This is a genomic window from Arthrobacter gallicola, assembly GCF_014836775.1.
Classification (GTDB): domain Bacteria; phylum Actinomycetota; class Actinomycetes; order Actinomycetales; family Micrococcaceae; genus Arthrobacter_B; species Arthrobacter_B gallicola.
The window spans coordinates 792,378-803,580 of the sequence record NZ_JACSQD010000001.1; the positions used below are offsets into that span (position 1 = coordinate 792,378).

9 protein-coding genes, 2 tRNA genes and 1 pseudogene are annotated in these 11,203 nt (G+C 63.7%); 4 read left to right on the forward strand and 8 right to left on the reverse strand.

Features of this window, described 5'->3' with window-relative positions; translation table 11 throughout:
- The first annotated feature begins 178 nt into the window (after positions 1-178).
- Positions 179-796: a GlcG/HbpS family heme-binding protein gene (locus tag H9639_RS03575; RefSeq protein ID WP_191806714.1), complete on the forward strand. Its 618-nt coding sequence runs from the start codon at positions 179-181 to the stop codon at positions 794-796.
- 7 nt (positions 797-803) lie between these two features.
- Positions 804-1,586, forward strand: coding sequence for an ankyrin repeat domain-containing protein (locus H9639_RS03580; protein WP_225219088.1), 783 nt, complete (start codon positions 804-806; stop codon positions 1,584-1,586).
- A gap of 77 nt (positions 1,587-1,663) precedes the next feature.
- Here H9639_RS03580 and H9639_RS03585 read toward each other — a convergent pair whose 3' ends face one another.
- The 6 genes from H9639_RS03585 to H9639_RS03610 all read right to left on the reverse strand — a co-directional run bounded on the left by H9639_RS03585 (position 1,664) and on the right by H9639_RS03610 (position 6,999).
- Positions 1,664-2,275, reverse strand: a complete 612-nt coding sequence (locus H9639_RS03585; RefSeq protein WP_191806715.1) for a mycothiol-dependent nitroreductase Rv2466c family protein — start codon at positions 2,273-2,275, stop codon at positions 1,664-1,666.
- 49 nt (positions 2,276-2,324) lie between these two features.
- A complete protein-coding gene (gene clpX / locus H9639_RS03590) occupies positions 2,325-3,617 on the reverse strand; it encodes an ATP-dependent Clp protease ATP-binding subunit ClpX (RefSeq protein WP_191806716.1) in 1,293 nt (430 codons plus the stop codon).
- 268 nt (positions 3,618-3,885) lie between these two features.
- Positions 3,886-4,557, reverse strand: a complete 672-nt coding sequence (locus H9639_RS03595) for an ATP-dependent Clp protease proteolytic subunit (RefSeq protein WP_191806717.1) — start codon at positions 4,555-4,557, stop codon at positions 3,886-3,888.
- A gap of 45 nt (positions 4,558-4,602) precedes the next feature.
- The gene (locus tag H9639_RS03600) at positions 4,603-5,217 is read right to left on the reverse strand and encodes an ATP-dependent Clp protease proteolytic subunit (RefSeq protein ID WP_191806718.1); all 615 of its coding nucleotides are present in this window, start codon (positions 5,215-5,217) and stop codon (positions 4,603-4,605) included.
- A gap of 285 nt (positions 5,218-5,502) precedes the next feature.
- On the reverse strand, positions 5,503-6,870 hold the full coding sequence (tig, locus tag H9639_RS03605; RefSeq protein WP_191806719.1) for a trigger factor: 1,368 nt from the start codon (positions 6,868-6,870) through the stop codon (positions 5,503-5,505).
- Positions 6,871-6,925: 55 nt separating this feature from the next.
- A tRNA-Pro gene (locus tag H9639_RS03610) sits at positions 6,926-6,999 on the reverse strand.
- Positions 7,000-7,149: 150 nt separating this feature from the next.
- On the opposite strand from H9639_RS03610, the gene H9639_RS03615 reads away from it, so the two are divergent.
- Positions 7,150-7,220: transfer RNA gene (locus H9639_RS03615), tRNA-Gly, on the forward strand.
- Between the two features lie 82 nt (positions 7,221-7,302).
- Here the strand turns inward: H9639_RS03615 and H9639_RS03620 are convergent.
- The gene (locus H9639_RS03620) at positions 7,303-8,187 is read right to left on the reverse strand and encodes an Fpg/Nei family DNA glycosylase (RefSeq protein ID WP_191806720.1); all 885 of its coding nucleotides are present in this window, start codon (positions 8,185-8,187) and stop codon (positions 7,303-7,305) included.
- Positions 8,187-8,663, reverse strand: a complete 477-nt coding sequence (locus H9639_RS03625) for a ribose-5-phosphate isomerase (RefSeq protein WP_191806900.1) — start codon at positions 8,661-8,663, stop codon at positions 8,187-8,189. Before H9639_RS03625 ends, H9639_RS03620 begins: the two co-directional genes overlap by 1 nt.
- A 225-nt stretch (positions 8,664-8,888) precedes the next feature.
- On the opposite strand from H9639_RS03625, the pseudogene H9639_RS03630 reads away from it, so the two are divergent.
- Positions 8,889-11,203 (forward strand): annotated as a pseudogene (locus H9639_RS03630) (zinc-dependent metalloprotease family protein); the annotation flags it as partial.

Here is an 11,203-nt window from a genome sequence, read left to right on the forward strand (position 1 = left end):
TTTTCATCCTATTGCCCACACTGCCGGACCTTCCTCAGCCTTTTGGCTGACATGGCCGGCTGTTTGGCGGAGGCAACGGCAGGCTAAGGCCCGATGTCCCCCGCTCCGCCGCCGGGAATTATGGAACCAGAGCCCGGGCGATTCCGCTGCGGGCGGCACAGCCTCTGAAGGAGAACCCGTGAACAAATCAGCCAAGATCACCACCACCGCCGTCGCCGGGGCGTTGTTGCTGACTGGAGCACTGACGGCGGCAGTGAACGCGGTGGACACCCCTGTCACGGCCGCCGGCACGGGCTCAGCACCCATGGCGGCGGCAGCGGTGTCCGTAGTCGATATTCAGCCGGCTCCGGAGACGACGGTTGCCCAGAACCGCATCACCGCCACGGCCTCAGCAGCCGCGGTTCAGGCAGCACTAAGCAGGTGCGTGAGCGACAACCTGCCGTTCGTGACTGTGGCGCTGGTTGACCGTTTCGGCACGGTGCAGGCCCTCCTCCGCGGGGACAACGCCGCTGAACACACCATCGAAGCCGCCCAGCAGAAGGCCTACACGGCCGCCGCCTTCGGAGCACCGACCAGCGAGCTGTCACAGCGGGTGACCGGCAGCGGTCCCGGCATCGCCGACCTGCCAGGGACGCTGTTCCTGGCCGGCGGAGTGCCGTTGAAGGTTGACGGGGTTTCCGTTGCCGGAATAGGCGTGGGAGGTGCCCCGGATGGCATGCTGGATGAATCCTGCGCGGCAGCCGGAGCCGAAACCATCGCCGGGGCTGCCGCCGGCGCGAACAGCATCGAGAAGTAGGAGCGTTATGTCCTTCAGCAGGAACATCCGGACGTTCATCCTGTGCTGCGGCGCCGTGCTCACGTTACTGATCGCGGTTTCGGCCTGCAGCCAGGGCACGCCGGAACCTCGCTCATCGCAGCCGGGATCCGCCGGGACGCAGGAAGTGGAAGAAAACGCATCCGCAGCACCCGAACCAACACCGGAGGCCTCACCAGCGCCGACCGAACCCGTGCCGCCCGCCCCAGCACCAGCCGGACCGCCGCCGGCTTCGCCGTCCGTGGCGGCTCTGTCCCCCGAGCAGCAGGCCGCGCTGGACGCGGAGCTCATCCTGGCGGCCAAGGCTAACGACGCCGCCCGGTCCGCCGAGCTCATCAGCGCGGGCGCGGACGTTAACGCCAAGGATTCCCTGCAGGACTCAGCATTCCTTTACGCCGGAGCGGAGGGCTTCAACGAAGTACTGCAGCTGACCCTCGCGGCCGGAGCAGACGTGACCAGCACCAACCGCTACGGCGGGACCGCGCTGATTCCTGCCAGTGAACACGGCCATACCGAGACTGTGCGGATCCTCATCGCTGCCGGTGTGCCGGTAAACCACGTCAACAACCTGGGCTGGACAGCCATGCAGGAAGCCATCCTGCTCAACGACGGTGGCGCCCGCCAGCAGGATGTCCTGGGTCAGCTACTGGCGGCCGGAGCCGACCCAAATATCAGGGACCCGCAGGGACGGACAGCGCTGGAGAACGCAGAACGTTTGGGCTTCACCCGGATGGCGGAGATCATCCGGGAGGGAACCCGCCAGGCCCCGTGAGGGAGGCAGAAAAACAGTCAAGGGAGGGCCCGGGCCCTCCCTTGTTCCTGTTCAGCGACGGGCAGCCCGCCCTTCGATTATTCGAAGGCGGGCGCCTCAGTCCGGCTGCGCTTGATTTCGAAGAAGTGCGGGTTGGAGGCCAGCAGCAGGGCTCCGTCGAACATCTTGCCTGCTTCCTCTCCGCGCGGGATGCGGGTGAGGACCGGGCCGAAGAACGCGGTGCCGTTGAACGCAACCACGGGGGTTCCGACGTCGTCGCCCACCTTGTCGATCGCTTCCTGATGTGAGGCGCGGAGCTGGGTATCGTACTGGTCGCTGTCAGCGAACGAGGCCAGGTCTGCGGGCAGGTCCACTTCGGCCAGGGACTTGGTAATCACTTCCTGATAGTCCGTGATGCCCTGGTCGTGGATCCGGGTGCCCATCGCGTCGTAGAGCTTCTTGATGTACTCCGTGCCGTGCAGTTCCGCAGCCGCAGTGATCACGCGCACTGGACCCCAGGCACGGTCAACGCGTTCCCGGTAAGCCGGGGGCAGGTCGCGTCCCTCGTTGAGGACGGCCAGGCTCATCACATGCCAGTTGGTACGAACATCTCGCACCAGCTCGACCTCCCCCATCCAGCGGGAGGTTACCCACGCAAACGGGCAGGTCGGATCGAACCAGAAATCGGCTGTGGCAGTGTTTTCAGGCACGGGGTCACTCCTAGAAATGGTCGTACAGGGTCTTTGATGCGCGGCGGAGCTAGGCGGACTTGTTGCGCCGTTTAACAATCACGTCGTGCGATATCAGGGTAGGTTCGGCCTTCTCGGTCACGGCTTCACGGCTGATGACAACCCGGGCAATGTCCTCACGGCTGGGCAGATCGAACATAACGGGCAGGAGCACCTCTTCGAGGATGGCGCGCAGTCCACGGGCTCCGGTGCCCCGCTCGAGTGCCTGGTCCGCGATGGCTTCCAGCGCTTCAGGGTCAAATGCCAGTTCGATGCCGTCCAGCTGGAACATCTTTTGGAACTGCTTGACCAGGGAGTTTTTGGGCTCCGTGAGGATCCGGATCAACGCGGCCCGGTCCAGGTTGGAGACGGTGGTGATCACGGGCAGCCGGCCAATGAATTCCGGGATGAGGCCGAACTTCAGCAGGTCTTCCGGCATAACGTCCGCGTAGGAATCGGTGCCCTTACTGGTTTCGTTCAGCGGCGCGCCAAAGCCGATTCCCTTGCGCCCGGAACGGGAACCAATGATTTCCTCCAGGCCGGCGAAGGCACCGGCAACGATGAAGAGCACATTCGTTGTATCGATCTGGATGAACTCCTGATGCGGATGCTTGCGCCCGCCCTGCGGCGGAACGGAAGCAACGGTTCCTTCCAAGATTTTCAGCAGCGCCTGCTGCACGCCCTCACCGGAAACGTCCCGGGTGATGGAGGGGTTTTCACTCTTCCGCGAAATCTTGTCGATCTCGTCGATGTAAATGATCCCCTGCTCAGCCTTCTTGACGTCGTAGTCTGCGGCCTGGATCAGCTTGAGCAGGATGTTCTCCACGTCCTCGCCGACGTAGCCTGCTTCGGTCAGCGCGGTGGCATCGGCGACGGCGAACGGGACGTTCAGGCGGCGGGCCAGGGTCTGGGCCAGATAGGTCTTACCGCACCCGGTCGGGCCGATCAGGAGGATGTTCGATTTACCGATTTCCACATCTTCGGTGCCTACGGTGTCGGCAAGGTTGCCGGGCCCGCGGCTGGCGTGACCGGACTGGATGCGCTTGTAGTGGTTGTACACGGCGACGGCGAGGGAACGTTTGGCCGGTTCCTGGCCAATGACGTATTCCTGCAGCGAGTCGAAAATCTCGCGGGGCTTGGGCAGAACAAAGGAGTCGCCCTCAGCGACTTCGGAAAGCTCTTCCTCGATGATCTCGTTACAGAGTTCGATGCACTCATCGCAGATATAAACGCCGGGGCCGGCGATGAGCTTGCGCACCTGCTTCTGGCTCTTTCCGCAGAAAGAGCACTTGAGCAGATCTGCGCTCTCACCAATGCGAGCCATAATTCTGTCCCCTTTAGATGGTCCTTCATCAGCGGTTCTCGTACGAATGACGTGCCGGAAGGAAAAGCGTGCCAGTCGACCATGTTCCACTCTAGGACACTTGGATGAGGTATTCAGCAACCCGGAAGCCCGTGGTGCGGTTTTTCCGCGCCACGGGCTTCCTCAGTGCAGTCCGGGGTAAGTGGTGCAGCCCGGGGTAAGCGGTGCAGTCCGGGGTGAGTGCCGCTGCTCCGACCGGCAGAGAGGTCGAAGGAGCGGCGGAACCTCATTAGCCCTTGTTGATTGCCGGGGTCTTGATCTTCCGCGAATCCAGCACCTGGTCGATCAGTCCGTATTCCAGGGCACCGGCAGCGGTGAGGATCTTGTCCCGCTCGATGTCCCGGTTCACTTCCTCGGACGTTTTGTTCGAGTGCAGGGCCAGGGTGTCTTCCAGCCAGGTACGCATGCGCATAACCTCGGCGGCCTGGATCTCCAGGTCTGAGGCCTGTCCACGCTCTCCGCCGCCAAGCGCCGGCTGGTGGATGAGCACGCGTGCGTTCGGAAGCGCCAGCCGCTTGCCAGGCGTACCGGCAGCGAGCAGGACGGCGGCCGCGCTGGCGGCCTGACCCAGGCAGACGGTCTGGATCTCCGGGCGGATGTACTGCATGGTGTCGTAAATAGCCGTCATGGCCGTGAACGATCCGCCGGGTGAGTTGATGTACAGGGTGATGTCCCGGTCCGGATCCGTGGATTCCAGAACCAGCAGCTGGGCCATAACATCGTCCGCCGACGCGTCGTCAACCTGGACGCCGAGGAAGATGATGCGGTCCTCGAAGAGCTTGGTGTACGGGTCCTGGCGCTTGAAGCCGTAAGGCGTGCGTTCTTCAAACTGCGGCAGCACATAGCGGCTGGACGGCATCTGCGCGGCCACGCTGCCCGGGGTTCCAAAATTGTGGTTCATTGCTTTACTCCTGAAGTCTGAGGTGCGCTGGACTGAAGCGGCAGGTTATTCCTGCTCGCCGTCCTGGTCCTGGTTGGTTCCGCCGCCGCCGGTGACGCCGCCGGCGTGAGCCGAAATCTTGTCGAAGAAGCCGTATGCAAGGCCTTCTTCTGCGGTGAACCACTTGTCACGGTCGTTATCCTTCAGGATGGTTTCGACGCTCTGGCCGGTCTGCTCCGCCGTCAGCTCGGCCATAACCTGCTTCATGTGCAGGATCAGCTCGGCCTGGATGCGGATGTCAGAGGCGGTGCCGCCGATGCCGCCGGAGGGCTGGTGCATCAGGATGCGGGCGTGCGGGGTGGCGTAGCGCTTCCCCTTGGTGCCGGAAGAGAGGAGGAACTGCCCCATCGAGGCAGCCAGGCCGGTGGCCACGGTGACGACGTCGTTGGGGATGAACTGCATCGTGTCGTAGATCGCCATGCCGGCGGTCACCGAACCACCGGGAGAGTTGATGTAGAGGAAGATGTCCTTTTCGGGATCCTCTGCGGAGAGGAGCAGGAGCTGGGAGCAGATTGCATTGGCGTTGTCGTCCCGGACTTCCGAGCCGAGCCAGATGATCCGTTCCTTCAGCAGCCGGTTGTAGATGTAGTCATCCCGGCTGGCCGGGTCCACAGTAGCCATAGTGGGTGTGCTGGGTGCATTTGCCATACTGAGTGACCTCTCGCTCTGGCGGTAAACGGGCCCGCTGTGCACCGGACCGGTCTCCGCCGTTTATCTCTCCTTGGACACTAACCTCTCCAGCGCGGCTTTTGCTCCCGTTACGTCCGCTGTTCGCTGACGGCGCACGGTGGCCGCCGCGGCTGGAGGACCGTCGGCAGCACCGCACCCGCCTGCGGCTTAAAGCACAAAGCGCCGCAACCAAACGGCTGCGGCGCGTTGTGCCCGGACATGCCGGGCGGGGAAAGGCTAGGCCTTGTCCTCGGTGGTCTCTTCTGCGGCCTCATCGGCGGAATCAGCAGCGCCGGCTGCCTCTTCTTCGCCTTCCGGGCGTACGAACGCGCTGAGGTCCACCTCGGCACCGGTGGTGTCGGTGACCTTAGCCAGTTCCAGCACCTTGGCAAGTGCCTTGCGGCGGCGGACTTCGCCAACCATCATCGGAACCTGGCCACCCTGATCGATCAGCTGGGCGAACTGGTTCGGATCCATGCCGTACTGGCTGGCCATGGACACGATGTAGTCGATGAGTTCGTTCTGGTTGACTCCGACCTCTTCCTTGTCCGCAACAGCGTCAAGGATGATTTCGTTCTTGAATGCCTGCTCCGTGTTCTCGCGGATCTCGGCACGGTGCTCTTCGGTGTCGTGGTCCTCGCCGGCCGTGTGGGCCGATTCGGAGTTGAAGTGCTGCTCGAGCTGCTCTTCGACGACTGACTCCGGAACCGGAACCTCGATCATTTCCAGAAGCTTCTCGAGGACCTTGTCGCGGGCTTCAACGCCCTGCTCCATCACCTTGGATTCAGCGGCGCGCTTGGCGAGGTCTTCGCGGAGTTCAGCGATGGTGTCGAATTCGCTGGCAAGCTGGGCGAAATCGTCGTTGGCTTCCGGAAGTTCGCGCTCCTTGACGGCCTTGACGGTGACGGTGACCTCGGCGTCGGACCCTGCATGCTCGCCGCCGGCGAGCTTGGTGTTGAAGGTCGCGGACTCACCGGTGGACAGACCGGTAACGGCCTCGTCCATGCCTTCGAGCATGGTGCCGGCGCCAACCTGGTAGGACAGGTCCGCGGCGGAATCAACCTCTTCGCCGTCAACCTTGGCAACCAGGTCCATGGTGAGGAAGTCGTTCTCGGCGGCGGGACGGTCAACGGACTTCAGCGTGCCGAAGCGGCCGCGCAGTTCATCAAGTGCCTTCTCAACGTCGGCGTCGCCGGCTTCTGCGGCCTCGACGGTGACCTCGATGCCGGCGTAGTCCGGGAGCTCGATCTCAGGGCGGATGTCCAGCTCGACGTTGAAGACCAGCTGACCCTCGTTGGACGTGGGATCCGGCACTTCGCTGATTTCCACCTCGGGGCGGCTGAGCGGGCGGATGCCCGTTTCCTGTACCGCTGCCTGGTAGAAGCCGTTGAGGCCGTCATTGATGGCGGTTTCCAGGACGTAGCCACGGCCAACGCGCTGATCGATGAGCTGGTTGGGGACCTTGCCCTTGCGGAAGCCCGGCACCTGCACCTGGGTGGCGATGGTCTTGTAGGCCTCGTCGATGCTCGGCTTCAGTTCCTCAAGCGGAACTTCAACGTTGAGCTTTACCCGCGTGGGTGTGAGGTTTTCTACAGCGCTCTTCACAGCGTTAGTTCTCCTGAGGGGTCTGGGGTTGATCTGCACCGTCGTTTATACAGAGTCGGGGTGACAGGATTTGAACCTGCGACTTCCTGCTCCCAAAGCAGGCGCTCTTCCAAGCTGAGCTACACCCCGTCAGTGCACCTGACAGCCTACCGGCATTACAAGTCCGATGCACAATTCCGGGATGACGAACCCCTGAATAACGCCTGATACCGGTGGTGATGCCACCGATTATTCATCCGCCGAAAAGCCGTGCTAACGTAGATCCTGCCTTACGGCGCCGGGGATGTAGCTCAATGGTAGAGCCTCAGTCTTCCAAACTGATTACGCGGGTTCGATTCCCGTCATCCCCTCCGCGGAAAAACCACCAAAGGTCCCGGACCACCTCTATGAGTAATAGCTCAGAGGTGGTCCGGGACTTTCTGTGTGTCCGGCCTATCGGTCCTGGCAGGAAGCACACCAGTAGAGTTTCCGGGCGGCCATGTCAGTCACGGCAATCTCCGTACCGCAGATCCGGCACGGCAGTCCCTGGCGCTTGTACACGTAGTGGGCTTCGGCGGTGGGAACCGGTGTGGAGGCATCGTTGCGGTGTTCCGGAAGGGTTGTAATAATCCGTCCGGCAGCAACGCCGTCCGCCATAACGGACACGACGTCGTTCCACAGCTGAAGCGTCTGGTCCCTGTCCAGCGCCTTCCCGGCCCGCCATGGTGAGACCTGGCGGCGGAAAAGCACTTCAGCCCGATAGACGTTGCCGACGCCGGCCAGCACCTCCTGGTTCATGAGCAGCAGGCCGACGGGAGAGGACCGCGCATTCAGGCGCCGCACGAACTCTTCCGGATCGGCCTCCGGCTGCAGCGGGTCCGGCCCCAGCTTCGCCAGGATGGCCCGCTGCTCCCCCGGTGTAATAACCTCGCAGGCGGTCGGGCCGCGGAGGTCCGCCCAGCCGTGGTTGGAGACCAGGCGGACCCGGACGGCACCCTTGGGCGGGGGCGGGCCCGCGTAGGCCGCCTCGCCGTCGTCCGCTATTTCCCGCTCCCCCACCCGGCGCGGGGCACCGATACTGGAAGCGCCGCGGAATGTCTCATCGCCGCCGAAGTCGAACGCACCGTAGAGCCCCAGATGGATCCGCAGGAAAAGCTCATTGTCGAATTCCAGGAACAGCTGTTTTCCGTGGGCGGCGGCACCCACGAGAGTCTGCCCGTCCAGCTGCGCCGCACCGGCAGCGAACCTGCCCTGCGGGCTGGAGACGGACAGCCGCTGCCCGGCAAACACCGAGGTGAATTGCCGGGCGAGGCGGTGGATGGAATGGCCTTCGGGCATCAGCTTGCCGCGATGGCGCCGGTAACTTCGTACTCAGCGATCTGGGCGATGCGGCGGATGTGCCGTTCGGCCTCGCTGAAGGGCTCTTCCAGGAAGGCGTCAATGATTTCCGTTGCCTCCGCCAGGGAATGCTGGCGGCCGCCCACGGCTACAACATTGGCGTCGTTGTGCTGGCGGGCCAGCCGCGCAGTGTCCAGGTTCCAGGCAAGTGCGGCCCGGACGCCCCGGACCTTATTGGCTGCAATCTGTTCGCCGTTGCCGGAACCGCCCAGGACGATCCCCAGCGCGCTGACTCCGGATTCCTGGTCAACGACGACGGCGGCCGCCGCATTAATGCAGAACGCCGGGTAATCGTCTTCCGCGTCATACTCCCGGGGCCCGTGGTCTACGACTTCGTAGCCCTTGGCGGCGAGGTGTTCCTGCAGGTGAGCTGAGAGCTCGAGTCCGGCATGGTCGGTAGCGATGTGGACGCGCATTGGTGTTCCGTTCATTGGAAGGTCGTGAGAGGCACTGCCACATCAAGCCTAGCTTTTTTGCCACAGTGCGCTCCAAACCGGTAACACCGACGCGATGGCTGCCGATAACAGAGAGTGCAGGTAGTTTCGCTGGGACCGGGCTCAACCCGGCACCGCCTTCGTTGGAGGGTTCCGGCCACGCTGCCGCCCCCGGAACCGGAGTCAACACGCTAGGCAAGGACCGCCATGAAAACCGGAAAACTCGCCCTTCTTGCGGCACTGCTGTCCGCGCTCACCCTCGGCAGCCTGGTACCGCCGGCCGCGGCTGCGGAGGAGCCGGTACAGCCGTCGGTCTCCCCGGTGGCCGAGGAGCCGGGAAGCGATCCGGTGCCTGCGGAGGATCAGTCAGCGCCGCTGCAGTCCCTGCCCTCTGCGGTCAGCGAGCCGGAGGCAATCCCCGAAGCGACGGTTCTGCCCTCACCTGAGGTTTCCCTTCCTCCGGTGGAAGCGGCCGTCCCGTCAGAGTCCGCCGAGAGTTCCGGCGAAGCGGAGGATGACGGGTACGAATATGTTCCCGTCGGTGAGGGCCACGTCGTTCCCGGCCCAGACTCCCCCTTGATTACCGAAGCGGACGGAAGCGTTCACCCTGCCGTTGAATCCGGGGAGAATGAGCACACACCGTCTGCCCGTAGCGCGGAGGGTCCGGCCAGCATGCTCTCGGCAGTGGCCAGGGCCGGAAACATCAAGGTGACTCTCGTCCGGGCCACGGTGCACGGCAACGGGAGCCTGGTGGATTTGGCTGCCGCGAGGAACTCTATTTCAAGTGCCAGTTCCTATTGGCAGGCCATGTCCAATAACCGGCTGTCCATGTCGATCGCGTCGGAGAAGGTGCACTACAGTGCCTCGGCATACGCCAACGACGATTACGCCACCATGATGAACAAGATTGCCCGTGAGCTGAAGTGGGTGGATAACCCCTACACCGCACTGGTGGTGTTCGTGCCGACTGCGGATCTGAAATCCGGCGGCTACGGCGGGATTCTCGGAGGCGGCTGGACCGTCGGCGGTACTGCGGGCCGGATTCTGATGCCCGCTCCGTCCGCTTTCACCAACAACGTTGTCACCCACGAGGTGGGGCATGTACTCGGGCTGCTGCATGCCAACAGCCTGCAGTGCACCAACGGGAGGTCAGACGTCAGCCGGGCCGCGAATGGGCGCTGGAGCGACGGAGCCTGCAGCAGCCGTGAATATGGCGACACCACGGATCTGATGGGCTCAGCCCAGTACAACCAGCCGGTGATTAATTCCTACTTCTGGGATGTGGGCAGGTTCGGTGCCGGCAACGAGGTATTGAACGCCGGCCGGATAACCGGTTCCAGGACGTTCACCCTCCGGCCCTGGGGAGGAACGGGCGCGAACCGTGCGGTCAGGTTCACCGATCCCTTATCCGGTGAGGTCTACTACCTGGAACTGCGCCAACCGGCCGGCTACGACCAGTACCTCCAGTGGGGACCGTCCGGAAACCGCGGCGTCAAAATCGTTAAGGCTGACGCAGTCAACACGTGGTCCATTTTCTCCCTCATCATTCCGCCCTCCACCCGACCCTTCGCCGGTTATTACAACAGCAACCATGCGTGGCAGGCGGGGCAGACCTTTACGACGCACACCGGAACCCAAGTACGGATCAATTCAGTCAGCGCGTCCTCGGCCTCCATCACGATTACGGGAGACACGGCATCCGGTGCGATTGCTGACGCCCGCGCGTCAAACCCGGCACTCGGCTCGGCCACTTCCCCGGTTGTCTACGGGATCCGGGACTCGGGGGCGTATCAGAACTTCCAGGGCGGCGCGGTTCTGTGGACCAAATCCACCGGTGCCCGGGTTTCCCTCAATGGACCCATCCGCACCGCCTACCAGAGCCAGGGCTTCGAATCCGGTGCCCTCGGCTACCCCACCAGCGGCGAAGTCACCATCCCCGGCGGCGGCAAGTACCAGGATTACCAGGGCGGCGCGATCCTCTGGACCAAATCCACCGGCGCCCAGGTCTCCCTCAAGGGACCCATCCGCACCGCCTACCAGAGCCAGGGCTTCGAATCCGGTGCCCTCGGCTACCCCACCAGCGGCGAAGTCACCATCCCCGGCGGCGGCAAGTACCAGGATTACCAGGGCGGCGCGATCCTCTGGACCAAATCCACCGGCGCCCAGGTCTCCCTCAAGGGACCCATCCGCACCGCCTACCAGAAACAGGGCTTCGAATCCGGTGCCCTCGGCTACCCCACCAGCGGCGAAGTCACCATCCCCGGCGGCGGCAAGTACCAGGATTACCAGGGCGGCGCGATCCTCTGGACCAAATCCACCGGCGCCCAGGTCTCCCTCAAGGGACCCATCCGCACCGCCTACCAGAAACAGGGCTTCGAATCCGGTGCCCTCGGCTACCCCACCAGCGGCGAAGTCACCATCCCCGGCGGCGGCAAGTACCAGGATTACCAGGGCGGCGCGATCCTCTGGACCAAATCCACCGGCGCCCAGGTCTCCCTCAAGGGACCCATCCGCACCGCCTA

Bases quoted from the DNA above. Each gene is read 5' to 3' on its own strand.
- H9639_RS03620 (WP_191806720.1), bottom strand. From the start codon at position 8,187: ATGCCCGAAGGCCATTCCATCCACCGCCTCGCCCGGCAATTCACCTCG.
- H9639_RS03600 (WP_191806718.1), bottom strand. From the start codon at position 5,217: ATGGCTACTGTGGACCCGGCCAGCCGGGATGACTACATCTACAACCGG.
- H9639_RS03580 (WP_225219088.1), top strand. From the start codon at position 804: ATGTCCTTCAGCAGGAACATCCGGACGTTCATCCTGTGCTGCGGCGCC.
- clpX (WP_191806716.1), bottom strand. From the start codon at position 3,617: ATGGCTCGCATTGGTGAGAGCGCAGATCTGCTCAAGTGCTCTTTCTGC.
- H9639_RS03595 (WP_191806717.1), bottom strand. From the start codon at position 4,557: ATGAACCACAATTTTGGAACCCCGGGCAGCGTGGCCGCGCAGATGCCG.
- H9639_RS03625 (WP_191806900.1), bottom strand. From the start codon at position 8,663: ATGCGCGTCCACATCGCTACCGACCATGCCGGACTCGAGCTCTCAGCT.